This window comes from Variovorax fucosicus (assembly GCF_030316825.1).
In the GTDB taxonomy this organism is placed as follows: Bacteria; Pseudomonadota; Gammaproteobacteria; order Burkholderiales; family Burkholderiaceae_C; genus Variovorax; species Variovorax fucosicus.
This window is the reverse complement of record NZ_JASZYU010000003.1, coordinates 932,764-959,362: the sequence shown is the minus strand read 5'-3', so window position 1 is coordinate 959,362 and position 26,599 is coordinate 932,764. Positions and strand designations below refer to the sequence as shown.

24 protein-coding genes are annotated in these 26,599 nt (G+C 67.8%); 15 read left to right on the top strand and 9 right to left on the bottom strand.

Translation table 11 applies throughout. From position 1 onward, the window contains the following. Window positions 1-9: 9 nt before the first annotated feature. Genes mltB through QTI05_RS21935 form a run of 4 tightly spaced genes read right to left on the bottom strand, consistent with a single transcriptional unit; the run spans window position 10 to window position 5,020 of the window. A complete protein-coding gene (gene mltB, locus QTI05_RS21950) occupies window positions 10-1,089 on the bottom strand; it encodes a lytic murein transglycosylase B (RefSeq protein WP_286620905.1) in 1,080 nt (359 codons plus the stop codon). Window positions 1,090-1,143: 54 nt separating this feature from the next. After that, complete coding sequence (locus QTI05_RS21945; protein WP_286620903.1) at window positions 1,144-3,126, bottom strand: transglutaminase TgpA family protein; 1,983 nt, start codon at window positions 3,124-3,126, stop codon at window positions 1,144-1,146. Then, the gene (locus QTI05_RS21940) at window positions 3,120-4,097 is read right to left on the bottom strand and encodes a DUF58 domain-containing protein (RefSeq protein WP_286620901.1); all 978 of its coding nucleotides are present in this window, start codon (window positions 4,095-4,097) and stop codon (window positions 3,120-3,122) included. Before QTI05_RS21940 ends, QTI05_RS21945 begins: the two co-directional genes overlap by 7 nt. A 2-nt stretch (window positions 4,098-4,099) precedes the next feature. Further along, window positions 4,100-5,020, bottom strand: coding sequence for an AAA family ATPase (locus QTI05_RS21935; protein ID WP_286620900.1), 921 nt, complete (start codon window positions 5,018-5,020; stop codon window positions 4,100-4,102). A 75-nt stretch (window positions 5,021-5,095) separates the two neighbouring features. Here QTI05_RS21935 and QTI05_RS21930 point away from each other — a divergent pair, with 75 nt between their 5' ends. From QTI05_RS21930 to QTI05_RS21900, 7 genes are all read left to right on the top strand, one after another. After that, window positions 5,096-6,049: a histone deacetylase family protein gene (locus QTI05_RS21930; RefSeq protein WP_286620898.1), complete on the top strand. Its 954-nt coding sequence runs from the start codon at window positions 5,096-5,098 to the stop codon at window positions 6,047-6,049. Next, complete coding sequence (locus QTI05_RS21925; RefSeq protein ID WP_286620896.1) at window positions 6,050-7,330, top strand: mechanosensitive ion channel family protein; 1,281 nt, start codon at window positions 6,050-6,052, stop codon at window positions 7,328-7,330. 109 nt (window positions 7,331-7,439) lie between these two features. Further along, window positions 7,440-8,189, top strand: coding sequence for an electron transfer flavoprotein subunit beta/FixA family protein (locus tag QTI05_RS21920; RefSeq protein ID WP_286545200.1), 750 nt, complete (start codon window positions 7,440-7,442; stop codon window positions 8,187-8,189). 11 nt (window positions 8,190-8,200) lie between these two features. Beyond that, window positions 8,201-9,136: an electron transfer flavoprotein subunit alpha/FixB family protein gene (locus QTI05_RS21915; RefSeq protein ID WP_286545199.1), complete on the top strand. Its 936-nt coding sequence runs from the start codon at window positions 8,201-8,203 to the stop codon at window positions 9,134-9,136. Between the two features lie 82 nt (window positions 9,137-9,218). Next, on the top strand, window positions 9,219-11,039 hold the full coding sequence (locus QTI05_RS21910; protein WP_286620895.1) for an acyl-CoA dehydrogenase: 1,821 nt from the start codon (window positions 9,219-9,221) through the stop codon (window positions 11,037-11,039). A gap of 96 nt (window positions 11,040-11,135) precedes the next feature. After that, a complete protein-coding gene (locus tag QTI05_RS21905) occupies window positions 11,136-12,098 on the top strand; it encodes an NAD(P)H-dependent flavin oxidoreductase (RefSeq protein WP_286620894.1) in 963 nt (320 codons plus the stop codon). 51 nt (window positions 12,099-12,149) lie between these two features. Further along, on the top strand, window positions 12,150-13,259 hold the full coding sequence (locus QTI05_RS21900; RefSeq protein ID WP_286621135.1) for an acyltransferase family protein: 1,110 nt from the start codon (window positions 12,150-12,152) through the stop codon (window positions 13,257-13,259). Here QTI05_RS21900 and QTI05_RS21895 read toward each other — a convergent pair. Next, window positions 13,256-14,386, bottom strand: coding sequence for a glycosyltransferase family 4 protein (locus QTI05_RS21895; protein ID WP_286620893.1), 1,131 nt, complete (start codon window positions 14,384-14,386; stop codon window positions 13,256-13,258). The genes QTI05_RS21900 and QTI05_RS21895 overlap by 4 nt on opposite strands. A 150-nt stretch (window positions 14,387-14,536) precedes the next feature. On the opposite strand from QTI05_RS21895, the gene cydD reads away from it, so the two are divergent. From cydD to cydX, 5 genes are read left to right on the top strand one after another with little or no spacing between them, the layout of a single operon-like run. Next, window positions 14,537-16,234, top strand: a complete 1,698-nt coding sequence (gene cydD, locus QTI05_RS21890; protein ID WP_286620891.1) for a thiol reductant ABC exporter subunit CydD — start codon at window positions 14,537-14,539, stop codon at window positions 16,232-16,234. Continuing rightward, on the top strand, window positions 16,231-17,940 hold the full coding sequence (locus QTI05_RS21885) for an amino acid ABC transporter ATP-binding/permease protein (protein WP_286620890.1): 1,710 nt from the start codon (window positions 16,231-16,233) through the stop codon (window positions 17,938-17,940). Before cydD ends, QTI05_RS21885 begins: the two co-directional genes overlap by 4 nt. A gap of 20 nt (window positions 17,941-17,960) precedes the next feature. After that, entirely contained in the window at window positions 17,961-19,562 is a 1,602-nt protein-coding gene (locus tag QTI05_RS21880; RefSeq protein ID WP_286620889.1) for a cytochrome ubiquinol oxidase subunit I, read from the top strand. Between the two features lie 3 nt (window positions 19,563-19,565). Then, window positions 19,566-20,720, top strand: coding sequence for a cytochrome d ubiquinol oxidase subunit II (gene cydB, locus QTI05_RS21875; protein WP_286620888.1), 1,155 nt, complete (start codon window positions 19,566-19,568; stop codon window positions 20,718-20,720). A 22-nt stretch (window positions 20,721-20,742) separates the two neighbouring features. Beyond that, window positions 20,743-20,892: a cytochrome bd-I oxidase subunit CydX gene (gene cydX / locus QTI05_RS21870; protein ID WP_286620887.1), complete on the top strand. Its 150-nt coding sequence runs from the start codon at window positions 20,743-20,745 to the stop codon at window positions 20,890-20,892. A 104-nt stretch (window positions 20,893-20,996) separates the two neighbouring features. Here cydX and QTI05_RS21865 read toward each other — a convergent pair whose 3' ends face one another. The 3 genes from QTI05_RS21865 to QTI05_RS21855 form a co-directional block, all read right to left on the bottom strand. Beyond that, entirely contained in the window at window positions 20,997-21,581 is a 585-nt protein-coding gene (locus QTI05_RS21865) for a GbsR/MarR family transcriptional regulator (RefSeq protein WP_286545187.1), read from the bottom strand. A gap of 71 nt (window positions 21,582-21,652) precedes the next feature. After that, window positions 21,653-22,075, bottom strand: coding sequence for a cupin domain-containing protein (locus QTI05_RS21860; protein WP_286545185.1), 423 nt, complete (start codon window positions 22,073-22,075; stop codon window positions 21,653-21,655). 88 nt (window positions 22,076-22,163) lie between these two features. Then, window positions 22,164-22,472 (bottom strand): hypothetical protein, encoded by a 309-nt coding sequence (locus QTI05_RS21855; RefSeq protein WP_286620886.1) that lies wholly within the window; start codon window positions 22,470-22,472, stop codon window positions 22,164-22,166. A 131-nt stretch (window positions 22,473-22,603) separates the two neighbouring features. On the opposite strand from QTI05_RS21855, the gene aroC reads away from it, so the two are divergent. The 3 genes from aroC to QTI05_RS21840 all read left to right on the top strand — a co-directional run bounded on the left by aroC (window position 22,604) and on the right by QTI05_RS21840 (window position 25,619). Then, window positions 22,604-23,752 (top strand): chorismate synthase, encoded by a 1,149-nt coding sequence (aroC, locus tag QTI05_RS21850; protein ID WP_286620885.1) that lies wholly within the window; start codon window positions 22,604-22,606, stop codon window positions 23,750-23,752. Next, entirely contained in the window at window positions 23,749-24,960 is a 1,212-nt protein-coding gene (locus QTI05_RS21845; protein ID WP_286545181.1) for an MFS transporter, read from the top strand. The genes aroC and QTI05_RS21845 overlap by 4 nt, the downstream gene beginning before the upstream one ends. Before the next feature lie 77 nt (window positions 24,961-25,037). Continuing rightward, a complete protein-coding gene (locus QTI05_RS21840) occupies window positions 25,038-25,619 on the top strand; it encodes a rhomboid family intramembrane serine protease (RefSeq protein WP_444812945.1) in 582 nt (193 codons plus the stop codon). An 18-nt stretch (window positions 25,620-25,637) separates the two neighbouring features. Here the strand turns inward: QTI05_RS21840 and QTI05_RS21835 are convergent, their stop codons facing one another. Next, a complete protein-coding gene (locus QTI05_RS21835) occupies window positions 25,638-26,567 on the bottom strand; it encodes a carbohydrate kinase family protein (protein WP_286620883.1) in 930 nt (309 codons plus the stop codon). Between the last annotated feature and the right edge of the window lie 32 nt (window positions 26,568-26,599).

The following is a 26,599-nucleotide window of genomic DNA, read 5'->3' as shown; positions in this document are numbered from 1 at the left end:
GTGATTCGGCTATTGCTCCATGGCGGCCTTGACCTCGTGGCCGAGATCCAGCACCGACATGGCGTAGTAGCTGCTCCAGTTGTAGCGCGTGATGACGTAGAAGTTGCGCGTGCCGGCCACGTAGATCGGCGCGTCGGGCCCGTTCTGCAGCTCGATCAGCGCCAGCAGGCCGGGATACTTGAGCGCCTCGCCCTCGAGCACGGCACCGGCGGCTACAAAGCTGTCGGCGCTGAAGCTCGGCAGGATGTCGGGCGCCATCAGCACCGGCATGTTGAGCCGCGCCGTGTCGAAGCGCACCGGGAAGATCGAAGGCATGCCCGGCTGCCAGCCGAAACCCTTGAAGTAGTTGGCCACCGAGCCGATCACGTCGGCCGGGCTGTTCACCAGGTCGACCTTGCCGTCGCCGTCGTAGTCGATTGCGTACTTGGCGATGCTGCTCGGCATGAACTGCGGCATGCCCATCGCGCCGGCATAGCTGCCGAGCGGCACCATCGGGTCTTCGGCGGTGCGGCTCTCGGTGCTCAGAAAACTCTCGAGCTCGCCGCGAAAGAAAGCGCGCCGCTCGGCCGCGCGCGGGTGTTCCTGCGGGAAGTCGAACGAGAGCGTGGCCAGCGCGTCGATCACGCGGAAGCTGCCCATGTTGCGGCCGTAGATGGTCTCCACGCCGATGATGCCGACGACGATTTCGGCCGGCACGCCGAACTCGGCCTCGGCGCGGGCCAGCGTGTCGGCGTTGGCACGCCAGAAGCGCACTCCGGCTGCGATGCGCACCGGGTCGATGAAGCGGCTGCGGTAGACGTTCCAGTTTTTCGGCGATCCCTTCGGCCCTGGCAGCATGAGGCGCGGCACATTCGACAGCAGGCGCGCACCGCCGATAGTGGCGCGGACCCAGTCGCGGTCGAGGTTGCGGCGCGACGCCACGTCATCGGCGAAGCGCATCGCGTCGTCGCGCGTCGCATACGGCACGCCGCCACGCACCGCAGTCGCTCGCTTTTCAGAAGCTTTCTGGGCTGAAGCCCCTATGGGATAGGCGCAGAAAGCCATCAAGGCGACGGCGGCAGGGAGGGCGTGGGAGAGAAGACGTCGCATGGTGGAGGATTGTGCCGGCCCGCCGGCGGCCTTCGGACGCCGTCACCGTTGGTTTCAATGCGGCCAGGCCAGCCGGCGGAATTCGGTGCGCAGCCGCGACAACGCAGCGCCCGGCGTCCTGGCATAGCGTTGCGCTTCAAGCCGCAGCAGCCAGTCGTGTACCGGCTGGCCGGCCGCGCCGAAGCGCTCATTGACGTGCTGTGCCATCCGGCGTGGCGGCGCGGCGTCGGGCAGGTCGAGCCCTGCCTTGCGGAGGCGCCTGCGGGCCTGGCCCAGCAATCGCAGCCAGGGGTCGTGCTGGCTGCGCTCCCACAGCGTCCAGCCGGCGCCACCGATGCTCACGACCACCAGCAGCCAGATCAGCACGGTCGCCAGATCCTGCAGGCTTGGCGCGTCGAAGCCGAGGTTCTTCAGCAGGTTGAGCTGGCGGCTTTGGGTGTAGCTGAGCACCCACTGGTTCCAGCCGTTGTTCACGGCCTCCCACACGGCACGCATGTTCTGCGCGAGCGTCGGGCTCATGGTGCCGATCGCGCCGGCGAAAAAGCCGGGTTGCGGCGCCAGCCGGTTGAACGCACCGACGCGGCCCGGAGACACCGCACCGGTCGGGTCGACGCGCACCCAGCCCGTGCCTTCCTGCCAGATCTCGGCCCAGGCGTGCGCGTCGCTTTGGCGCAGCACCCAGAAGCCGTCGACTCCATTGATCTCGCCGCCCTGGTAGCCGGTGACGATGCGCGCGGGAATGTCGAGCGCGCGCATCAGCACCACGAACGACGAGGCGATGTGCTCGCAGAACCCTTCCTTGCGGTCGAACCAGAACTCGTCGGCCGTGTCGTTGCCGAAGACGCCGGGGTCGAGCGTGTAGGCATAGCCGCCGGTGCGCAGGCGCTGCAGCGCGGCCTGCACGAAGGCCGGCGTGTCGGCGCCGGGCAGGTCGTTGCGCATCTGCGCGGCAAGTGCGACGGTGCGGGGGTTGGAACCCGGCGGCAGGTTCAGGTAGGTCTGCAGGCCGGCCGTTCGGCGCTCCGGGCCGCTGCGGAACTGCGTGTAGCTCTCGGCGCTGTAGCGCAGCAGGTCGTTGATGGGCCGGTTCACGAACCACTGCAGATCCGGCGCGCTGAAGGTTTCGTAGCCGGGCACCTTCGGTGCGTCTTTCGCGGCATCGAGGGTGAGCAGCCACGGCTTGTTGCTCGCTTCGAGCGTGACCTGGTAGCGCAGCGGTGCGCCTTCGACGCGAAGGTTGGCCGGCACCGATCCGCGCGCCCAGGGCTCCAGCGCACTCCACTCGCGGCCATCGAAGCGGGCCAGCACCGGCCCCCGGAAATACAGTTCGCGCTGCGGTGGCGGCGGACCCTCGAACCGGATGCGGGCCGCAATGCTGTCGTCGAGCGCCAGCTGGGCGATGCTGCCGACCTTCATCGTGCCCGACAGTCCGCTGCGCCCGGCCATCGCATCGCCCGGCGTGCCCCACAGCGGCGCGAGCCGTGGGAACAGCATGAACAGCACCAGCATGATCGGCGCGCCCAGCAGCGCCATCCAGCCGGCCGTGCGTGCCGCCTGCAACAGCGGCGGCCGGCCCACCGGCATGTGGGCGTTGACCAGGGCGGTCAGCAGGCCCAGCAGCGCCAGCAGCATTGCCAACGCGGTCAGCAGCGACTGCGAGTAGAAAAAATTGGTGAGCATCGCGAAGAAGCCCAGAAAGAAGATCACGAACGCGTCGCGTCGCGCACGCAGTTCCAGCGTCTTGAGCGCGAGCAGCACCACCACCATGGTCACGCCGGCATCGCGGCCGAGCAGGGTGCGGTGCGTGGCGAAGGTGGCGGCCAGCGTCACGGCCAGCAGGGCGGCGCGCCACCACCGGCCCGGCAGCGGCTTGGCCTGCACCGCGAGGCTGCCGCGCCAGACCAGCACGATGGCGGTGAGGGCGCTGCACCAGAGCGGCAGGTTGCCGACCTGCGGCAGCACGATGAGTGCGATCACCACCAGCAGGAACAGCGTGTCTCTGGCGTCTCTGGGGAGCGAGGCGAGTTGCTTCAGCATGTCGCCAGCACCTCCAGGCAGCGCCTGCGATGTGCCTCGCCTTGCGCCGGTTTCACTTGCAGGGCACCGACACGCAAGCCGTAGTCCACGCCGAGCCGATCCGCCATCAGCACCCAGGCGCACAGCCGCGACAGCCGGGCTTCGAGTTCCGGCAAGCCCGCTGCCTGCGCATCGAGCCAGAGTTCCTGGCGCTGGGCCTGCTGCGTGTCGCGGCTCACCAGTTCGCTCGAGCCGGTCGCCTGTGCGCGCGCCGCCTTCTTCCAGACCACCAGCTTGAGCGGATCTCCGCGCCGGTAAGCCCGCACGCCGTCATACTCGCCCGCGATCTGCGATGCGGCCATGGCGGAAGAGGCTTGTCCGGCCAGCGGCTCGCCCGGTGGCAGCGGCGGCGGATGCGGTTCCGGCGAGGGGTACACCAGCACCCTGGCCGCGGGCCGCCAGACCGTCCACACGCGGAAGGTGCCGAGCGGAAAACGCGTCTCGGCCGTCAGCGCCGGCACGGCATGCAGGCCCCGGGTCGAAGGCTTGAAGGCAACCTCGACCGTTTCGCTGCCCTCGGCCGGCACGTCGGCCCAAGCCCATTGCCCGCTGCCGCGCACGCTGAGCCCGATGCCATAGCGCACGCCGCGCCGCGCGTTGTGCAGCACCACGCGAAAGACGGCTGCAGTGCCCGCGTACTGCGCATCGGGCGCTATCAGGTGCATGGCCAGTCCGCGCAGCGTGCCGTGGCACACGTGCATGCCGACGGCGACGCTGCCGGCCAAGAGGAAGGTCAGCAGATAGCCCAGGTTGAGCTGATAGTTGATGGAGGCGATCAGCAGCACCAGCAGCGTGGCGCCCAGCATCCAGCCGGCGCGCGTCGGCACGATGTAGACGTTGCGCTGCGTGAGTTCGATGGTGTCCGACGGCGGCCGGCGCGACAGGAACCAGCCGTCGATGCGACTGCGCAGGGCCGCAAGGGGGTGAGCCATTGCTACGGTAGCGGCACGGCTGCGATCATCGCGCGCACCTGCTCGACGGCGCCGCGGCCTGCATCGCCCACCGGCGTCATGCGGTGCGCCACGGTTTGCGGCAGCACTGCCTGCACATCGTCAGGCGCCACGTAGTCGCGATTGGCCAGCAGCGCCTGCGCCTTGGCAGCGCGCAGCACCGCGATGCCGGCGCGCGGCGACAAGCCCTGCAGGAACCAGCGGCCATTGCGTGTGGCAGCCACCAGATCCTGCACATAGTTGAGCAGCGGGTCGGCCGCATGCACCTGCTGCACGCGCTGCTGCAATGCGGTCAGTTCGCCGGCGGTCAGCAAGGCGGGCAGGGTGGCCAGCATCTCGCGCCGGTCGGCGCCGGCCAGCAGTTCGCGTTCGGCCGCGCGATCCGGGTAGCCGAGCGAAATGCGCATCAGGAAGCGATCCAGCTGCGATTCGGGCAGCGCGAAGGTGCCGAGCTGGTCGTGCGGGTTCTGCGTGGCAATCACGAAGAACGGCGTGGGCAGCGGCCGTGTTTCGCCTTCCACCGTGACCTGTTTTTCTTCCATCGCTTCGAGCAGCGCGCTCTGGGTCTTCGGGCTGGCGCGGTTGATTTCGTCGGCCAGCAGCACCTGCGCAAAGATCGGTCCGGGGTGGAACACGAAGGCCTGCTGGGCGCGGTCGTAGATGGCCACGCCCGAGAGGTCACCCGGCATCAGGTCGGCGGTGAACTGCACCCGGGAGAACTGCAGCCCGAAAGTATGCGAGAGCGCATGGGCGAGGGTGGTCTTGCCGACCCCCGGCACATCCTCGATCAGCAGGTGGCCGCCGGCCAGAAGACAGGCCACGCAGTCGCGCACCTGGGCCTCTTTGCCCACGATCACCGTGTTAAGCTGACCAAGCAAACTGGCGAGCTTCGCTGCGACGTCCATTTTTGTATCCATATGCAAACAATACCGTAAGGCCCACGGCCCTTGGCCGTATAAGGTCGGCGCGCGACAAGAGACATGGCCAAAACCGGGTATCTGACACACCGCGATTTCTGGAAGCATCACATGGGTGCAGGCCATCCGGAATGCCCGGAGCGGCTTGACGCGATCGAGGACAGATTGCTGATGACGGGCGTGAGCGATGCGCTCGAGCGCATCGATGTGCCGCTCGCCACGTTGCAGCAGATCACCCTGGCGCACAGCGTCGAACACCTCGAGCACCTTGAAGAACTGAACCAGCGTCTGGTGGCCGATGCGCCGGCCGGCGGCCCCGATCACGCCCAGATCGACCCCGACACAACGCTCACCAGATTCACGCTGCTGGCTGCCCGCCGCGCCGCCGGTGCCGCCATCGCAGCCACCGATGCCGTGATCCGCGGCGAAGTCGAAAACGCGTTCTGCGCCGTGCGCCCGCCCGGCCACCATGCCTGCCGCGACCAGGCGATGGGGTTCTGCTTTCTGAACAACATCGCGATCGCGGTGCGCCATGCGATCGAGGTTCATGGCCTGGAGCGCGTTGCCATCGTCGACTTCGACGTGCACCACGGCAACGGCACCGAGAACATTCTCTCGAACGATCCGCACGTGCTGATGGTCGGGTTTTTCCAGCATCCGTTCTACCCGTACAGCGGCACCGAGCACCCTGCGCCCAACATGCTCAACCTGCCGGTGCCGGCCTACACCAAGGGCATGGACGTGCGCGAACTGGTCGAGATGATGTGGATCCCGAGGCTCGAGGAATTCCAGCCCCAGATGATCTTTATCAGTGCCGGTTTCGACGCCCACCGCGACGACGACATGGGCCAGATGGGCCTCAACGAAAACGACTACACCTGGATCACCAGCCGCATCCGCGACGTGGCGCGCGCCTATTCGGACGGCCGCATCGTCTCGCTGCTCGAAGGTGGCTACAACCTCGATGCACTGGCCCGCAGCGTCGAAGCGCACGTGCGCGTGCTGGCCGATCTGTAGATGTTCATCAGCGACTTCAGCCAGCGCCTGGGCCAGGTCGAATTCCGCACGCTCTCGGTCGAGCTGGCGGCGCTGGTTGTCTGCGTGGGGCTGGCCTGGGCGGTCTGCAGGTGGTTCGGGCGCGACCAGCCCGGGGATTCGATCTGGTTCGGCCAACGCACCTTCGACGGGCTGCTGTTTCCGCTGCTCGCACTGCTGCTGACCGACCTGGCGCGGCGCGCGGTGCTCGGCTTTCAGCCAGTGCTGGTGCTGCGCATTGCGGTGCCGGTGTTTTTGTCGCTGGCAGCGATCCGGCTGTTCGCGCGGGTGTTGCAGCGGGTGTTTCCGCAATCGGCGCTGGCCAAGCTGATCGAGCGCACCATTTCCTGGCTGGCCTGGATCGCCGCCGTGCTCTGGATCATCGGGCTGCTGCCGCCGGTGCTGGCCGAACTCGACGAGATCACGCTGGCGTTCGGCAAATCGCGCGTGAGCCTGCGCACCATTTTCGAGGGCATCTTCTCGGCCGGCGTGGTGCTGGTGATCGCGCTCTGGATCGCGTCGACCATCGAGAAGCGCATCCTCCGCGAAGCCGTCACCGACCTGTCGATGCGCAAGGTCGCGTCGAATGCGATCCGCGCCTTTCTGCTGCTGATCGGATTGCTGTTCGCGTTGTCCGCGGTGGGGGTCGACCTGACCGCGCTGTCGGTGCTCGGCGGCGCACTGGGCGTGGGCCTGGGCTTCGGCCTGCAGAAACTCGCGGCCAACTATGTGAGCGGATTCGTGATCCTGCTGGAACGCTCGATCCGCATCGGCGACAACGTCAAGGTCGACGGCTTCGAAGGCCGCATCACCGACATCAAGACCCGCTACACGCTGGTGCGCGCCGGCAACGGGCGCGAGTCGATCGTGCCGAACGAGTCGCTCATCACGAGCCGGGTCGAAAACCTCTCGCTGGCCGATCGCAAATTCAACATCACGACCGGCATCGTGGTCGGCTACGACAGCGACGTGGCGCAGGTGCAGGCCATCCTGACGGAGGCCGCCGCCGCGCAGCCGCGCGTGATGGCCGATCCGGCGCCCGCGGCCTACCTCATGAACTTCGCGCCCGACGGGCTCGAATTCAGCCTGCATTTCTGGGTGGCCGACCCCGACAAGGGCAAGGACAACCTGCGTTCGGCGATCAACATCGCGATCCTCGATGGCCTGCGCAGTGCGGGCATCGACATTCCGTATCCTCAGCGCGTGGTGCGCGTCGAGTCTTTGCCGGCCACCGTTTCGCCACCGGCCGACACTCGCCTATAATCACGAAAAAGCACGATCGTTCTATTTTCTGTCTTGCAGAAGACCGGCGCCCTAGAATGGTCGGTTGCCCTGCATTCCCCCGGTTTCCCAATTCAATGGAGTCATACCAATGAAGGTTCTGGTACCTGTCAAACGGGTCGTCGATTACAACGTCAAGGTTCGCGTGAAGTCCGATGGATCGGGCGTGGACATCGCCAACGTCAAGATGAGCATGAACCCCTTCGACGAGATCGCCGTCGAAGAGGCGGTTCGGCTGCGCGAGAAGGGCGTGGTCACCGAAGTGATCGCCGTCTCCTGCGGCGACGCGAAATGCCAGGAAACCCTGCGCACCGCGATGGCCATCGGCGCCGACCGCGGCATCCTGGTCGAGACCACCGAAGAACTGCAGCCACTGGCCGTTGCCAAACTGCTCAAGGCGCTGATCGACAAGGAACAGCCCCAGCTCATCATCCTCGGCAAGCAGGCCATCGACGATGACGCCAACCAGACCGGCCAGATGCTGGCCGCGCTGGCCGACCTGCCGCAAGGCACCTTCGCTTCCAAGGTCGAAGTGTCCGGCGACAAGGTGCAGGTCACCCGCGAAGTCGACGGCGGCCTCGAAACCGTCTCGTTGAGCCTGCCGGCCGTCATCACGACCGACCTGCGCCTGAACGAGCCGCGCTACGTGACGCTGCCCAACATCATGAAGGCCAAGAAGAAGACGCTCGACGTCTTCAAGCCGGAAGACCTGGGCGTCGACGTCAAGCCGCGCCTGAAGACCCTCAAGGTCTCGGAACCCCCGAAGCGCGGCGCCGGCATCAAGGTGCCCGACGTCGCCACCCTGGTGGACAAGCTCAAGAACGAAGCCAAAGTGATCTGAGGAACAACGACATGACCGTACTTGTTATTGCCGAACACGACCACGCCACCGTCAAGCCGGCGACCCTCAACACCGTGACCGCGGCCATCGCCTGCCAAAGCGGCGACGTGCACGTGCTGGTGGCCGGCGCCAACGCCGCCGAAGCCGGCAAGTCCGCCGCCCAGATCGTCGGCGTCGCCAAGGTCATCGTGGCCGACAGCCCGAGCCTGGCCGAGAACCTGGCCGAGAACGTCGCCGCGCAGGTGCTGGCGATCGCCGCCGGCTACAGCCACATCCTGTTCCCCTCGACCGCCAACGGCAAGAACGTCGCACCGCGCGTGGCCGCCAAGCTCGACGTGGCGCAGATCTCGGACATCACCAAGGTCGACAGCCCTGACACCTTCGAGCGTCCGATCTATGCCGGCAACGCGATCGCCACGGTGCAGAGTGCCGATGCGACCAAGGTCATCACCGTGCGCACCACCGGCTTCGATGCCGCGGCCGCCACTGGTGGCTCGGCCGCGGTCGAAACCGCCGAAGGCGTGGCCGATTCGGGCAAGAGCAGCTTCGTCGGCCGCGAGGTCACCAAGAGCGAGCGCCCCGAGCTCACCGCCGCCAAGATCATCGTGTCGGGCGGCCGGGCGCTGGGCAGCGCCGAGAAGTTCACCGAGGTGATGGCGCCGTTGGCCGACAAACTTAACGCCGGCCTGGGCGCCAGCCGCGCCGCGGTCGACGCCGGCTACGCGCCGAACGACTGGCAGGTCGGCCAGACCGGCAAGATCGTCGCGCCGCAGCTGTACATCGCCGCCGGCATCTCGGGCGCGATCCAGCATCTGGCCGGCATGAAGGATTCCAAGGTGATCGTCGCGATCAACAAGGACGAAGAAGCGCCGATCTTCTCGGTCGCCGACTACGGCCTCGTGGCCGATCTGTTCACGGCCGTGCCGGAACTGGTCAAGGCGCTCTGACCCGCCTTTGCCGAACGCGAGAGGGCATCGTTCGCGATGCCCTTTTCGCATCCGCTGCCCATGCAGCGCCAGGAGACAAGACATGAGCTACACCGCCCCCATCAAGGACATGCTGTTCGACATCGAACACCTCGCGAACATCGCGCAGGTGGCGCAGATGCCGGGCCTCGAAGACGCGGGCCTTGAAACCGCACAAGCCGTGCTCGAAGAGTGCGCCCGTTTCAACCAGGACGTGATCGCGCCGCTCAACGTGGCCGGCGACCGCAACCCCTCGTCGTTCAAGGATGGCGCAGTCACGACCACGCCGGGCTTCAAGGAAGCGTTTGCGCAGTACGCGGCCGGCGGCTGGCAAGGCCTGCAGCACCCGCTCGAGTTCGGCGGCCAGGGGCTGCCCAAGACCATCGGCGCAGCCTGCACCGAGATGCTCAATTCCGCCAACATGAGTTTCGCCCTGTGCCCGTTGCTGAGCGACGGGGCGACCGAAGCGCTGCTCACTGCCGGCTCCGACGATCTCAAGGCCACCTACCTCGAAAAACTCATCAGCGGGCAGTGGACCGGCACGATGAACCTGACCGAGCCGCAAGCCGGCAGCGACCTCGCGATGGTGCGCAGCCGCGCCGAGCCGCAGCCCGATGGCACCTACAAGGTGTTCGGCACCAAGATCTTCATCACCTACGGTGAGCACGACATGGCCGAGAACATCGTGCACCTCGTGCTCGCGCGCGTGACCGGCGCGCCCGAGGGCGTGAAGGGCATCAGCCTGTTCGTGGTGCCGAAGTTCGTGGTCGGTGCGGACGGTGCGCTCGGCGCGCGCAACGACGTGCACTGCGTCAGCATCGAGCACAAGATGGGCATCAAGGCTTCGCCCACCGCGGTGCTGCAGTTCGGCGACGGCACGGCGGGGAGCGTTGCAGACAGCGCCGGCCCCGGCGCCGTGGGCTTGCTGGTGGGCCAGGAGAACCGCGGCCTCGAGTACATGTTCATCATGATGAACTCGGCCCGCTACGCGGTCGGCATGCAGGGCATCGCAGTGGCCGAGCGCGCCTACCAGCACGCCGTCGCCTACGCGAAAGACCGCGTGCAGAGCCGCCCGGTCGACGGCTCGATCAACGCCAGCGCGCCGATCATTCACCACCCCGACGTGAAGCGCATGCTCATGACCATGCGCGCCTACACCGAAGGCTGCCGCGCGATGGCGTCGGTGGCCGCGGCGGCATACGACGCGGCGCACCACCATCCGGATGCCGATGCGCGCAAGCAGAACGCGGCCTTCTACGAATTCATGGTGCCGCTGGTCAAGGGCTACAGCACCGAGATGAGCCAGGAAGTGACTTCGCTCGGCGTGCAGGTGCACGGTGGCATGGGTTTCATCGAGGAGACCGGCGCGGCGCAGTACATGCGCGACGCCAGGATCCTGACCATCTACGAAGGCACGACCGCGATCCAGGCCAACGACCTGGTCGGCCGCAAGACCGCGCGCGACGGCGGCCAGACCGCCAAGGCCATCGCCGCACAGATCGAGAAGACCGAGGCCGAACTCGCCAAGCGCGACAGCGCCGCATCGGCCGCGGTGCATCGGCGCCTGAAGGCCGCGCGCGAGGCCTTCGTCGAGGTGGTGGAGTTCGTCGCGGGGCAGACCAAGGCATCGCCCAACGCGGTGTTCGCAGGCAGCGTGCCCTACCTCATGCTGGCCGGCAACCTCGTGGCCGGCTGGCAACTCGCGCGCTCGCTGGTCATTGCCGAAGACCAGGCGTCGCGGAACGTCGACGTCGCCTTCATGCAGGCCAAGGTCGCGACCGCGCATTTCTATGCCGAGCACATCCTGAACAAGGTGCCGGGAGTGCGCGACAGCATCATCGGCGGCGCGGAGAGCGTCACGGCGCTGGCGCTCGACGCGTTCTGATTGATGCTATTGATTTGATAGCGCCTGTCGCCCATAGGACGGGCGCCGCAGGCACTTCTCTCTTATAAACCCGCATACCGAGAATCCGGAGACAACATGTCCAGACTGCCCCCCGTGCTCGCGAACCTGCCGCTGCCCATCATCGGGTCGCCGCTGTTCATCATCAGCAACCCCAAGCTCGTGATTGCCCAATGCAAGGCCGGCGTGATCGGTGCGATGCCGGCGCTCAACGCGCGGCCGGCGGCGCAGCTCGAGGAATGGCTGATCGAGATCACCGAAGAACTCGCGGCGTACAACAAGGCCAATCCCGACAAGCCGGCCGCGCCGTTCGCCATCAACCAGATCGTGCACAAGAGCAATGACCGCCTCGAGCACGACATGGAAATGGTCGTGAAGTACAAGGTGCCGGTCGTCATCACCTCGCTCGGCGCGCGCACCGACGTGAACGACGCGGTGCACAGCTACGGCGGCGTCACGCTGCACGACATCATCAGCAACACCTTCGCGAAGAAGGCGATCGAGAAGGGCGCCGACGGCATCATCGCCGTGGCGGCCGGCGCGGGCGGCCATGCGGGCGTGAAGAGCCCGTTCGCGCTGATCCAGGAGATCCGCCAGTGGTTCGACGGTCCGATCGCGCTGTCGGGCGCGATCTCTACCGGCGATGCGGTGCTCGCGGCGCAGGCCATGGGCGCCGACTTCGCCTACATCGGCACCGCGTTCATCGCGACCGAAGAAGCCCGCGCGAGCGAGGGCTACAAGCAGGCGATCGTCGACGGTACCTCCGACGACATCGTCTACTCCAACCTCTTTACCGGCGTTCATGGCAACTACCTCGCACCGTCGATCGTCGCGGCCGGCATGGATCCGAAAAACTTGCCCGAAGGCGATCTGAAAACCATGAACTTCGGCGGCGGCGAGGGCAGCAAGGCGAAGGCCTGGAAAGACATCTGGGGTTCGGGGCAGGGCATCGGCGCCATCACCGAAGTGGCGAGCGCTGCCGCCTACATCGAGAAGCTCAAGCGCGAATACCTGGCCGCGCGCCAACGCCTTTCCCTCTAACCGCCGGCCTGCAACGTGGCCACCTTGCCGCAGCAGTCCGCGGCTGGTCGCATGCCGCTGCTCGATGCCGTCAAAGGCATCGCGTGCCTGCTGATCGTCGGGCATCACCTGGTTCGCTACGGGCCGCTGGCCGAGGGCGCGGCGTCGCTCGCGCCGGCGGTGTTCGGCTGGCTGGCCGAAGACGGCCGGCTCGCGGTTCAGGTCTTCCTGGTGATTGCCGGTTTCCTCGCGGCCGTGAGCCTGGCGCCGGCCGGCGTGCTGCGCGGTGACCGCACGGCCACCCGCATGCTCATGCTGCGCTACGGGCGGCTCGTGATGCCCTACCTGGCGGCGCTGACCGTCAGCGTGCTGGTCGCGGCAGCCGTGCGGCCCTGGCTCGACGACGCTTCGGTGCCGGACGCGCCGAGCCTGCCGCAGCTCATCGCGCACGGACTCTTGCTGCAGGATTTGCTGGGGTACGAGGCGCTGTCGGCCGGCATCTGGTACGTGGCCATCGACTTCCAGCTGTTCGCGCTCACGCTCGCGGTGTTCGGGCTGGCGGGCTGGATGCAGCGACGTTGGCGTTTTTCGCCGGCGCGTGCTCGTTGGCTCGCCGTTGCGCTGGTGCTGGGGCTGGTCGCGATCTCGCTGGCAGTGTTCAACCGGCGCCCGGCACTCGATGCCACGGCGATCTATTTCTTCGGCGCTTACGGGCTCGGCATGTTGAGCTTCTGGATCGGCCGCGCCACGCGCGCGAGCAGCTGGCGCATCGCGGTGGCGCTGCTCGGCTTGCTCGGCGTTGCGGCCCTTGCGCTCGACTGGCGCAGCCGCATCGTGGTGGCGCTGGTCACGGCGCTCGCGATCGTGCTGGCCGACCACCGGCACTGGCTGGCGCCCGCCCGCTGGCCGACGCTGGCGCTGCCGCTGCTGCAGGTGGGGCGCATTTCATATGCACTGTTCCTGATCCACTTCCCGGTGATCCTGGCGGTCAATGCGGTCGTGGACTACTGGGCGCCGCAGTCGGCCTGGATCGATGCGCTGGGGCTGCTCGCGGCACTGGTGCTGTCTGTCGCCGCTGCGGTCGTGCTGTACCGTCAGGTCGAAACGCGCCCTGCGTCGTGGCGGCTCGTGCTGGGCCTCTTTGCCGGCTTGCTCGCCTGCGGCGCCATCGTGGCGAGTTAGCGCGGGCGCATGGCGGCGCTGGCGTCGGTGCCGGCCAATGCCTGCGCATAGTGCTCGGTGAATCGCCGCGCCACCGAGTCCCAGTCATGGCGCCGGGCCTTCAACTGCGCGGCAGCCGACATCGCCCGGCATCGTTCCGCGCTGAGGCCGGTGACCTCGCGCAACACGGCCAGATCCCGTTCGCCAGCCTCGAAGTCGAGGAAGAAGCCCGTGGCACCGCGGTCGACGAAGCCGTTGATCGGCGCCACGTCGCGGCAGAGCACGATCTTGCCGGCGGCCATGGCCTCGATGATGCCGATACCGAAGCCTTCGTATTCGCTGCCGGTGATGAACACGGTGCGCTGGCGCAGCTCCTGCAACAAGGCGGCATCGTCGATGTAGGGATGCATGCGGATCGATCCGCCCAGTCCGAGCCCGTCGATCTTCGCCTGCAGCCCGGCGCCCAGCTTGTCGAAGTCGGGCCCGGCGATGAGCAGGTCGATCGCGATGCCGCGATCCCGCGCCATCGCCACGGTGTCGATGACGGCGTCGATCCGCTTGTTGCGCGACCAGCGGCCCCAGTAGATCCAGCGGGTCGGATCGGGCGCGGCGGTGAGGATGCCGGCCTGGAATTTCGAACAGTTGACGCCGGGTTCGCACTTCTCGATGTTGTCCGAAAAGCCGCTGAAGTACGCCAGATCGGAGTCGCTGCCCGGAAGAACCTTGCGGTAGTGCGACAGCAGCCGGCGCAGCAGCAGGTGCTCGTGCAGCCACTTGAATGCGCCATGCTGCCGTGTGTGGCGAAACCCGCCGTGCGGGCTGACCAGCGCAGGAACGCGGCGGCACTGCAGCAGCACGTTGCCGGTGAGCATCATCAATTGCGGGTCGTGTACATGCAGCAGGTCGTATCCGGCGGCCAGGCGGCCCAGGCCCCGCGCGTACCCGACCAGGCGATTGCCGGCCACCGGCACCCGGTATACGCTGAGGCCGTCCTGTTCGCTCACGGAAAACGCCTCATGCTTTGCCGAGACGTGCGCAACGTCCATCCGGAAGCCGTGGCTTGCGGTTCGCATGGCCAGTTCCCGCACGAGCGACTCGATACCCCCGACTTCAGGAAAGTAGGTCGGCGTGATGGAAAGGATCTTCAACTTCTCTGCTCCGTCGGCTGGATCGCCGTGACGGCATAGCTTAGCGCCGGCGTCGCTCGCGTTGGAGCGGCGTGGCCTCAAGCCAAGCGCGGCGGTATCGGTTAAAATTCCGAAAAGTTCAGTAATTACTGAAAATACACGAATTCAAAAATGAAGCATCCGCCTTCGCCTGCCGCGTCCCTGCGTTCGCTTGCGCGGCCGGAGGCCGGCAGCGTGGTGCAGGGCGCTGCGGCGCTGCTCTGGCTGCCGCAGGCCGCGCTGCTGGCGTGGGCAGTTCAAGGACTGGCGTCTGGCGCCGGCTTCGCCGGCGTGCTGATGCCGGCCGGCGGCATCCTCCTGCTCGGCCTGTTGCGGGCCGCCTGCGAGGCCTGGGGTGCGCGGCGCGTGTTCACGCGTGCCCGTGCCCATTTGTCGTCGGTGCGCGCCCAGGTCGTCGGCGCGCTGTCGGCAGGCTCGCCGCTGGATCGCGGCCGGGCGCCCTCGGGGCTGGCGGCGAGCGTGCTGGCGGAGCAGGCCGAGGCCATCGTGCCGTACCTGGTGCGCTACCAGCCGGCGCGCTGGCGCGTCATGGTGGTGCCTTGCGTGATCCTGGCGGTGGTGGCGAGCCTGTCGTGGGTGGCGGCGCTGGTGCTGCTGCTGGCGGCGCCGCTGATTCCCGTGTTCATGGTCATCGTCGGCCTGCGCGCGCAGGCGGCGAGCAAGGCGCAGATGGTCGAGATGGGCAGCATGAATGCGTTCCTGCTCGACCGCTTGCGCGGCCTTGCCACCTTGCGTGCGCTCGACGCGGTCGACGCCACGGCCGACCGCCTGGGCGATGCAGCGCAGTCGCTGCGCCGGCGCACCATGGCCGTGTTGCGCATCGCGTTCCTGTCGTCTGCCGTGCTGGAGCTGTTCTCGGCGCTCGGCGTGGCGATGGTGGCGGTGTACATCGGCTTCCACCTACTGGGAACGCTGCATTTCGGCGCCTGGGGAGATTCGCTCAGCCTGGGGCAGGGTCTTTTCGTCCTGCTGCTGGCGCCGGCGTTCTTCGAGCCGCTGCGCGAGCTCGCTGCGGTATGGCACGACCGCGCGGCCGGCGAGGCAGCATTGCAGGCACTGGCACAGCTCGGGCACCCCGCGGTGCCGCTGCCCGGCGGGCATGCTGTCGTCGTGCGCACCGACCCCGCCCTCGGCACGCGCCACCCGCGTTCGGCGCCGTCGGTCGCCGTGCGCGACCTGCACTTCGCCCACCCGGGCGAAGCACCTTTGTTCGAAGGCTACGAGCTTCGCATCGCGGCCGGCGAGCATGTCGCGCTGATGGGCGCCAGCGGCTCGGGCAAGACGGCGCTGCTGTCATTGCTGGCCGGGCTGGTGCCGGCCGCGCGCGGCGAGATCGAGATCGGCGGCGTGCCGCTGACCGAACGCAGCGTCGCGGCGCTGCGCCAGCGCATCGGCTGGATGGGGCAACGGCCGCATGTGTTCAGCGGCCCGGTCGGGGCCAACGTCGCGCTCGGACGCACCGGCGTCGGCCCGGCGCAGGTCGAGGCGGCGATGCACTTCGCCCAGTTGCAGGCCGTGGCACAGGCCGAGCCGGGCGTGGCGCTGGGCGAGGGCGGCCATGGCCTGTCGGGCGGCGAGGCGGTGCGGCTGGCGCTGGCCCGCGTGGTCGTGCATCCCCAGGCCGACCTGCTGCTGGTCGACGAGCCCACCGCACACCTTGACACCGAAACCGCCGAGCGCGTGGCCGATGCGTTGATGGTGCTGGCGCGTGGCAAGACGCTGATCGCCGCGACCCACGACCCGGTGCTGGCCGCGCGCATGGGGCGCGTGATCGAACTCGATGCACTGCCCCTGAAGGAGGCCGCATGAGCGAAGGCACTCCAATGACCACGTGGCGTGAACTGCGGCCAGTGCTGCGCCCCTTCCTCGCCGCGCAGCCGCGCGCGCTGCTGTGGGGCGCCTTGCTCGCGGCGCTGACCGTGCTCATGGGTATGGCGCTGCTCGGCCTGTCGGGCTGGTTCATCACGGCAACCGCGCTGGCCGGCCTGAACCTCGCCACGGCCTTCATGTTCGACGTGTTCGCACCGTCTGCCGGGATCCGGTTGCTCGCGGTCGGCCGCACGCTGTCGCGCTATGCCGAGCGGCTGGTCACGCACGACGCGACCTTCGGCGTGCTGGCCGCGTTGCGCGTGCGGCTGTTCCGCGGCTGGGCCCGTGCCGAAGCGGCCCGCGCGCTGCTGATGCAGCCGGCCAAACTGCTGTTTCGGCTGACCTCGGACATCGATGCGCTCGAGACGCTTTACCTGCGGCTCATCGTGCCCGCCGTGGCCGCGCTCGGCGCCGCACTGCTGGCCGGCGTGATCCTCGGTGTCATGCACGCAGGCATGGGCATCGGGCTCGCGCTGTGGCTCGTCGCCAGCGGCTGGGGCATGGCGGTGCTGGTCGCGCGGCGCGCGCGCCGGCCAGCCATCCTGCGCGCGCATGCGATCGAAGCCTTGCGTGCCCGCGCGGTCGACCTGGTCGCAGGACAGACCGACCTGGTGATGGCCGGCCGCATCGACGCGCAGCGCGAAGCCCTGGCCCAGGCCGACCTTCGTCTGGCCCAGGCCGACTGCGCGCTGAACCGGCTGGAGACCGCGGCCGGCCTCGGCTACGGCAGTGCCGGCACGCTGACCCTGGTTGCCGTGCTGCTGGGCGTTGGTGTGCTGGCGGATGTGGGCACCATCGGCGCGCCGGCCGCGGCGCTGGCGTTGCTGGTCGCGCTCACCGCGGTCGAGCCCTTTGCAGCGCTGCGGCGCGGTGCACTCGATGCGGGTCGCACCTGGCTTGCGGTAAAGCGGTTGGCGCCGCGGATGGCTGCTTCCGAAGAGGGGGAGGTGCCATCGTTCAACGACGCAACGGCTTTCGCCCTGCGACTGGTCGACGTTACTGCCGCGCACCCCGGCAGCGCCGCGCCGGCGCTGCAGCAGCTCTCGCTGCACATGGCGGCCGGCGAGCGCGTGGCGCTGATCGGCCCGAGCGGCGCGGGCAAGTCGACACTGCTGGCCGTCATCACCGGCGAAATGGCGCCGCGCACCGGCTCGGTGGCGCGGCAGGTCGCTTGCCTGCTGACGCAGCGCACCGAACTCTTTCAGGACAGCTTGCGCGACAACCTGCGGCTGGCGGATCCTTCGGCCGACGATGCGCGCCTGTGGGCCGTGCTGCAGGCGGCGGGTTTCGCCGACGAAGTGCGCGCCATGGCCCGGGGCCTGGACACCGCGCTGGGCGAGGGCGGGCTCGGCCTGTCGGCCGGGCAATCGCGTCGGCTTGCGCTGGCCCGGCTCTTTCTGCGCGACACGCCCCTGTGGGTGATGGACGAGCCGACCGAGGCGCTCGATGCGGCAACAGCCAACGACGTGCTGGCGCGGCTGCGTGCGCGGGCGGGCGGGCGCAGCCTGCTGATCGCCACCCATCTGCGGCGCGAAGCCGAGGTGGCGGATCGGCTGGTCTGCATGCGGGAGGGCCGCATCGTGGCCGACCTGCAGCGCGGCAGCGACGCCTTCCAGGCCGCGCTGCTCGCGCTGCGACCCGATTGAACAAGGAATAAGGACTCCCCATGGATCTCGACATCGTTGCACTCTCGCGTTTGCAGTTCGCCGTCACGGCGCTGTACCACTTCCTGTTCGTGCCGCTCACGCTCGGGCTGTCGATCATCCTGGCCATCATGGAAACCGTCTATGTGATGACGGGCCGCGTGATCTGGCGCGACATGACCAAGTTCTGGGGCGTGCTGTTCGGCATCAACTTCGCGATGGGCGTAGCCACGGGCGTGGTGATGGAGTTCCAGTTCGGCATGAACTGGAGCTACTACAGCCACTATGTCGGCGACATCTTCGGTGCGCCGCTGGCCATCGAGGGGCTCATGGCCTTCTTCATGGAAGCCACCTTCGTCGGCCTGTTCTTCTTCGGCTGGGACAAGCTCTCAAAGCTCGGGCATCTGCTCACCACCTGGGCGGTGGCGATCGGCTCCAACTTCTCGGCGCTGTGGATCCTGATCGCCAATGGCTGGATGCAGAACCCGGTCGGCTCGGCCTTCAATCCGCAGACGATGCGCATGGAAGTGACGGACTTCTTCGCGGTGCTGACCAACCCGGTGGCCCAGGCCAAGTTCGTGCACACGGTGTCGGCCGGCTATGTGTGCGCCGCCGTGTTCGTGTTGGGCGTGTCGGCCTGGTACCTGCTCAAGGGCCGGCACATCGAGCTGGCCAAGCGCTCGATGACGGTGGCGGCTTCGTTCGGCCTGGCGGCCTCGCTCTCGGTGGTGGTGCTCGGCGATGAGAGCGGCTACCTTTCCACCGAGCACCAGAAGATGAAGCTCGCCGCGGTCGAGGGCATGTGGGAAACCAAGCCGGCGCCGGCCGCATTCACCGTGTTCGGTTTCCCGGACCAGACGGCGCGCGAGACGCACTATGCGGTTCACATTCCCGTCGTGATGGGCCTGATCGGCACGCGCTCGCTCGACACCGTGATTCCCGGCATCGATGAACTCGTGAAGCGCGCCGAAGTGCGCATCCGCCTCGGGGTCAAGGCCTACGACGCGCTGCAGCAGATTCGCGCGGCCGGCAGCACGCAGACCGTTTCGCAGGGCGTGCGCGACACCTTCGAGAACAACGGGCCCGACCTGGGCTATGCGCTGCTGCTCAAGCGCTATGTCGACGACCCACGCCAGGCCACCGACGAGCAGATCGCCAAGGCCGCGTGGGACACGGTGCCGCAGGTGGCGCCGCTGTTCTGGCTGTTCCGTGTCATGGTGGGCATCGGCATGCTGCTAATCCTGCTCACGGGCACCTTCTTCGTGCTGTCGGCGCGCCGCCGGCTCGACCGCTACCACTGGCTGCTGAAAGTCGCGGTGTTCGCGATTCCGCTGCCGTGGATTGCGATCGAGGCCGGCTGGCTGGTGGCCGAGTTCGGCCGGCAGCCTTGGGTCATCGAAGGGGTGCTTCCGACGGCGGTGGCGGTGTCGAACCTCGGCGTGAAGACGCTGCTGCTCACGCTCGGCGGCTTCATCGCGATCTACACCGTGCTGTTCTTCATCGAGATGAAGCTGCTGCTCAAGGCCATCCGCAAGGGGCCGCAGCAGGAGCACGCGCCGCATGTCGGTGCCCCTCACCCGCGCACTGCGGCGGCGGCGCGCCTGCCCATTTCCGCAACGGAGTAAGCCATGACCCTGCATGAACTTCTGGGCTACGACACATTGCGCCTGATCTGGTGGGCGCTCATCGGCGTGCTGCTGGTGGGCTTTGCCATCACCGACGGCTTCGATCTCGGCAGCGGCATCCTGCTGCCTTTTGCGGCACGCACGGATGTCGAGCGCCGCGTCGTCATCAACAGCGTCGGCCCGGTCTGGGAAGGCAACCAGGTGTGGTTGATCGTCGGTGGCGGCGCCATCTTTGCGGCCTGGCCGCAGCTGTATGCGGTGTCGTTCTCGGGCTTCTACCTCGCGATGTTCGTGATCCTCACGGCGCTCATCCTGCGGCCCGTGGCCTTCAAGTTCCGCAGCAAGCGCGAAGAGCCGGCCTGGCGTGCGCGCTGGGACTGGGTGCTGTTCTTCAGCGGCTTCGTGCCGGCGCTGATCTTCGGCGTGGCGATGGGCAACGTGCTGCAGGGCGTGCCGTTCCGCTTTTCGGGCGACATGCACATCTTCTATGACGGCAGCTTTTTCGGCTTGCTGAATCCGTTCGCCTTGCTGTGCGGGCTGGTGTCGGTGGCGATGATGGTGATGCACGGCGCGGCCTGGCTGGTGCTCAAGACCGAGGGGCCGGTCGCTGCACGCGCGCGCCAGTACGGCATGGTCGCCGCAGTGCTGACGGTCGCGCTCTATGCGCTGGCCGGTGTGATGCTGTGGGGGTATATCGGTGGCTATCGCATCACCAGCCCGGTCGATGCGATCGGCCCTTCCAACCCGATGCTCAAGACGGCGGAGCTGCATGCCGGTGCGTGGTTCCTCAACTACGCGGCGCACCCGTGGACGCTGGCGGCACCGGCGGCGGGCTTTGTCGGCGCGCTGGGTGCGCTGCTGGCCCTGGCACTGCGCCGCGGCGGGCTTGCGCTGCTGGCCGCCGCGCTCGGTATCGCCGGCATCATCCTGAGCGTGGGCGCCTCGATGTTCCCGTTCATCCTGCCCTCGTCGATCGACCCGCGCGCGAGCCTCACGGTGTGGGACTCGTCATCGAGCCATCTCACGCTGTTCATCATGCTGGTGGTCACGGGCATCTTCATTCCGCTCATCGTGGCCTACACCACCTGGGTCTACCACGTGCTGTGGGGCAAGGTGGACGAAGCTGCGATCCGCGAAGAGAGCGGACACGCCTACTGATCAGCGCAAACAGGACAACAACATGTGGTACTTCTCGTGGATCCTCGGCCTGCCGCTGGCAGCCGCTTTCGCCGTGCTCAACGCCATGTGGTACGAGCTCATGGACGACGACGCCATCCGTCGTGAAAAGCTCGGGACGCCCGAGTCGCCGCAGGGCCAGGAGCGGCTCTGAGGCTTGTTCGCGGTCTGTTCGGGGGTGTGCGCAGGCCACCGGGTGTCCCCCTCCGCGAATGTCCCCCATCGGCGTGATCGCGCCCCGAACAAAGCTCCCCAGCGCTACCCGCCCGCCGGTTTTTTCTTCTTGGCGGAACCGCCCGTGATGCGGTCCTTGAGCGTCAGCACCTTCGTCACCGTCGCACCCATGCCCATGAGCTGCATTGCGGTTTCGGGCGCGAGCCGCTGCACGTCATCGAACCACTTCATCAGCCGGTCGATCAGGTCGTGCATCTCGCGCATGCGTTCCTGCGCATGACGCTCGGCCTCGCTGGTCGGTGACTCGAGCAGCGCATTGCGCAGCATCGACAGTGTCGGCTCGATCTCGCGACGGCGCCGCTCCTCGGCCAGCACGCGAAAAATCTCCCACACGTCTGACGGCGCCTCGAAGTACTCGCGCCGGTCGCCCGGCAGGTGCCGCAGCCGCACCAGCCGCCAGGCCTGCAGTTCCTTCAGTCCCATGCTCACGTTGGAACGCGAGAACTCCAGCAACTCGGCGATCTCGTCGGCGTTGAGTGCACGCTCCGACAGGTAGATCAGCGCATAGATCTGCCCCACAGTGCGGTTGATGCCCCACTTGCTGCCCATCTCGCCGAAGTGGGCGACAAACTGGCGGTTGAGGGGAGGGAGGGCGGGTGCGGTGGCCATGCGGCCATTGTCGCTTGGCTTGCGGAGTTTTCAAGAAGTGCTGAAAACTCGCAACCCAGCGCGCACGCCGCTCACTTCCAGGGCGTGGGCGCCGGAACCTCGCAGACCGGGTCGACGTCGATGCTCTTGAAGTCGGCCGGCGAGACGATCTCCAGGTACTCCATGTCGGGCGAGTAGTCGAACAGGTAGTGGCGAATGCCGGGGCGCTGGTGCACCACGTCGCCGGCCTCGACCAGCGTGACCTGGTCTTCGTACATGAACTTGGCCCAGCCCTTGGTCATGATGACGATTTGGAAATTCGCCTCATGTCGGTGCCAGCCCGTGCCCTCTTCGGGGGGCATGTTCGCCTTGACGAGGTGCGCGATCACCTGGCCGTTGGTCGCTTCGGCCACGCCCAGGTCGCGGTAGAGAAAGAAATCGCGCAAACCGCCCGACACGAATTGCGTGTCGCCGGGTTTGACGTGGGAGAACTTGGTGGCGGTTCGATCCAGCATGGGGCGCTCCTTCGCGGGTGGGGGTGATGCTGCGCCGCAGCATGCATAAAGCATTCCCGATCGCGGAGCGCCGATGGCTCGACGCGGGCTACGGCAGCGGCAGTGCCGCGTCCTCCGGGCGCCTGTGTTCCCGGATGAGCTTCTCGCGCAACTGGCTCGCCACCGCCATCGCGTTGCGCTGCACCAGGCCGACCGCGAAGCTGCCGAGCAGCCGGCCTTCGATGCTGATCTGCACGCTGGCGAAATAGGCACCCAGGGAATCGCCCGCATCGCCGAGACAGCGTTCGAGGGATTCGAGCGTGGTTTCTTCGACAAGCTGTGTTGGCGCACCGCCGGCACTCAGGCTGTAGGCATAGAGCCGGGGAGCGATGCAACGAATCTGGAGATGGGGCTGCATGAAGACCTTTGTGCGGGCGGGCCGGGAATTCGACTGGGTGCAACGTTATTCAGCGTCGCGGCGACTGTCCATACGCCGTTCGGCCACGGCCGGTCGGATTCGGTACAAGCTCCGGGAGATAATTCCGCCCCATGAGCGGCAACACCTTCGGCACCCTTTTCGCAGTCACCAACTTTGGTGAATCCCATGGCCCTGCGATCGGTTGCGTGATCGACGGTTGTCCGCCCGGCATGGCGTTGACCGAAGCCGACATCCAGGGCGACCTGGACCGGCGCCGTCCCGGCACCAGCCGGCACGTGACGCAGCGCAACGAGCCGGATGCGGTGCAGATCCTCAGCGGCGTCTACGAAGGCAAGACCACCGGTACGCCGATTGCGCTGCTGATCCAGAACACCGACCAGCGCAGCAAGGACTACGGCCAGATTGCCCAGCAGTTTCGCCCCGGCCATGCCGACTTCACCTACTGGAAGAAATACGGCATTCGCGACCCGCGCGGCGGCGGGCGCTCGTCGGCGCGGCTCACGGCGCCCATGGTGGCGGCCGGCGCGGTCGCCAAGAAGTGGCTGTTCGAGAAGTACGGCACCGTGTTTCGCGGCTGCATGGCGCAGATCGGCGAGATCGTGATTCCGTTCGAGAGCTGGAAGCATGTGCCGAACAATCCGTTCTTCGCACCGATGGCCGACGTGGGCGCGCTCGAGGCCTACATGGACGCCTTGCGCAAGGCCGGCGACTCGTGCGGTGCGCGCATCCGCGTGACTGCATCGAAGGTGCCCATCGGTCTTGGCGAGCCGCTGTTCGACAAGATGGATTCCGACATCGCCTACGCGTTGATGGGCATCAACGCGGTGAAGGGCGTCGAGATCGGCGCCGGCTTTGCCAGCGTCACGCAGCGCGGCACCACGCACGGCGACTCGATCACGCCACAGGGCTTCACCACCAACAATTCGGGTGGCACGCTCGGCGGAATCACGTCGGGACAGGATCTCGAAGTGAGCATCGCGATCAAGCCGACCAGCTCGATCATCAGCCCGCGCCAGTCGATCGACGTTCACAACCAGCCGGTCGAAGTGGTCACCAAGGGTCGCCACGACCCGTGCGTCGGCATCCGCGCGACGCCCATTGCCGAGGCCATGCTCGCGCTGGTGGTGATGGAGCATGCACTGCGCAACCGCGCGCAGAACGGCGACGTGCATGCGCAGGAGCGTCGCCGTGCGTCGGCCGGCGGCGCGGATGCCGGCACTTCGAGCGAGGCCGAGGGCCCGCAGTCCTCGTTTCTGTGAGCGGGGGCGCGCCTGCGCCCGGTGGCCGCGGCCATCTGCTCGCCTTTGCGGCGCTCTCGGCCAGCTACTTCGCGCACATCGGGTTCTTCAACCCGTACCTGCCGCTCTGGCTCAAGGACCAGGGCCTGCCGATCTTCACGATCAGCCTGCTGGCGGCGGTGCAGTCGCTCACGCGCGTGTTCGCGCCGTACGCGTGGGGCGCGTTGTCCGACCACACCGGCGAGCGCGTGCGGCTGCTGCGCATCAGCGCGGCCATCGCGCTCGCGGCGTCGTTCGGGCTCTGGTTTCAGGGCGGCGCATGGTGGATCGCGCTTGTTCTGCTGGTGCTGTTCACCCACACCAGTTCGATGATGGGGCTCACCGAAGCCGCCATGGCCCACCTGGTGGCCGGCGACTGGGGCCGCTACGGCCGCATCCGCCTCTGGGGCTCGGCCGGCTTTCTGGTGACCGTGTTCGTCGCGGGCGAGTGGTTCGAGCGCTTCGGCATGCGCCACTTTCCGATGTGGGCCGGCGCCACGCTGGCGCTGGTGCTGTTCGCGGCGTGGCGTCTGCCCGACGTGCGCGAGCCACCGGCCGCTGCGCACCAGCAGCGGGTGCCGGTGGGCCCGGTGCTGCGGCAGCCGGCGGTGCGCTGGTTTCTGGCGGCGCTCTGCCTGCACGTCACGGCGCATTTCGCGGTCTATGGCTTCCTGTCGCTCTACCTCGACTCGCTCGGCTACAGCAAGGGCATGATCGGCTTTCTCTGGGCCGTCTCGGTGTTGGCCGAAGTGGTCTGGTTCTTCGGCCAGGGCCGCTTCATCGCGCGCTTGCCGATGGCACGCTGGCTGCTGGTGTGCGGTGCGGTCGGAGTGGCGCGCATGGCCATCACCGGTGCGGCCGGGCAGTGGCTTTGGGCGATCCTGCTGGCGCAGGCACTGCATGCACTGAGCTTTGCCGCGCACCACACCACCTGCATCGCACTGGTGACGCGCTACTTTCCGGGGCGCCTGCGCGGCCGCGGGCAGGCGCTGTTCACCGTGGTCGGCTACGGCATCGGCGGCGTCGTGGGCGTGCTGCTCGGCGGTGCGATCGCCAGCCGTTTCGGCTTTGGCATCATGTTCGGCGTGGCCGCACTGCTGTGCCTGCTGGCCACCGGCTGCGCGTGGCGGCTCGGGCGCATCGAGCGCGCGGAGCGCCTGGAGCGCATGCAGCCAGGCACGGAACCCTGAGACGCGACATGAGTCGCACGCTGGCGCCGCGACGGCGCCACACCCCCTGACCCGAGAACGGAATCCCGATGTTTCGCATGCCGCCTGCCACCCAGGCCCTGATCCTGTCCTGCGTGATCGTGTACTTTGCCCAGACCGCGGTCGGGCTCGATGCCTTCGCGCTCTGGCCGATCGGCTCCGGCGAGTTCCTGCCCTGGCAACTGCTGAGCTATTCGTTCCTGCATGGCGGGCTCTCGCACCTGGTGTTCAACATGTTCGGCCTTTACATGTTCGGTGCCGAACTCGAGCGCGTCTGGGGCGCGCGGCGTTTGCTGGTTTTCTACTTCGTGAGCGTGCTGTGCGCGGCGCTGGCGCAGCTTGGCGTGGCCGCCTTGAGCGGCAGCATGGTGCCGACCATCGGCGCCTCGGGCGGCCTGTTCGGCTTGCTGCTCGGCTTCGCGATGCTGTTTCCCCACCGCAAGATCGTGCCCCTCATTCCGCCGATCCCGATGCCGGCCTGGCTCTTCGTGCTGCTCTACGGCCTGGTCGAACTGGGGCTTGGTGTCACCGGCAGCCTGAACGGCGTCGCGCATTTCGCGCACCTGGGCGGCATCGCCGGCGGCTGGCTCACGCTGCGCTACTGGCGGGGACAACCGCCGTTCGGCTGGGGCCGGCGCTAGCGTTCGCGGGCGCGCAACTCAGCGCGGCAGTTCGGCGCGCCTGGGCATGTCGGCACCGCGGCGCGAGCAGGTGATGGCGGCGGCCTGGGTGGCGAAGCGCAGCAGCGCTTCCAGCTGTCGGACATCGAACGCGGCCAGGGCGGCGGGCGTCAGCGCATCGTGCTCGTCCAGCCAGGTCAGCAGGGCGGCCTGGAAGGTGTCGCCGGCGCCTACGGTGTCAATCACCTGCACCGGCTGCGCCGGCGCATCGGCCTGTGCGGCGGCGGTCCACGCGCTCGAGCCCTTGCTGCCGCGCGTGACCGCCACCAGCGCCGTGCCGCCGGCCAGCCAGCGGGCCGCAACCTGCTCGGGCGTTTCGGCGGGGTAGAGCAGGCCCAGATCCTCGTCGCTCACCTTCACCAGGTGCGCGAGCGAGGCCATCAACTCGACCACTTCGCGCCAGTGCGCGAGATCCGGCTCCACGTTCAGGCGAACGTTGGGGTCGTAGGCGATCAGGCAGCGTTCGCGCTCGCGCGCGGCGAGGGCGCGCAGCGTGGTGCCGACCGGCTCCACCGCCAGTGCATAGGAGCCGAACTGCAGCACGCGCGTCGCCGGCGGCAGTGCCGGCAGGTTGGCGGGCGTGAGCTGCCGGTCGGCCGCGCCGTTGCCGTGGAAGGCATAGCGCGGCACGCCGCCCGCATCGACGCTCACCACGCTGAGCGTGCTCGGCGCGTCGCTGCGCAACAGCAGCGAGGTGTCGACGCGCTCGGCCTGCAACGAGGCGACCAGTCGCTCGCCCAGTGCGTCGGTCGACAGGCCGCAGAGGAAGGCCACCGGCCTTTCCAGGCGGGCCAGCCCCTGCGCCACGTTCAGCGGCGAGCCGCCGATGCGCGCATCGAGCAGCATGCCGACGGGCGTGGACTCGCCCATGTAAACGTCCATCAAAGCCTCGCCACAGACCACGAACATCCTGCGTCTCCTTCGGGTTATTACTAACTATA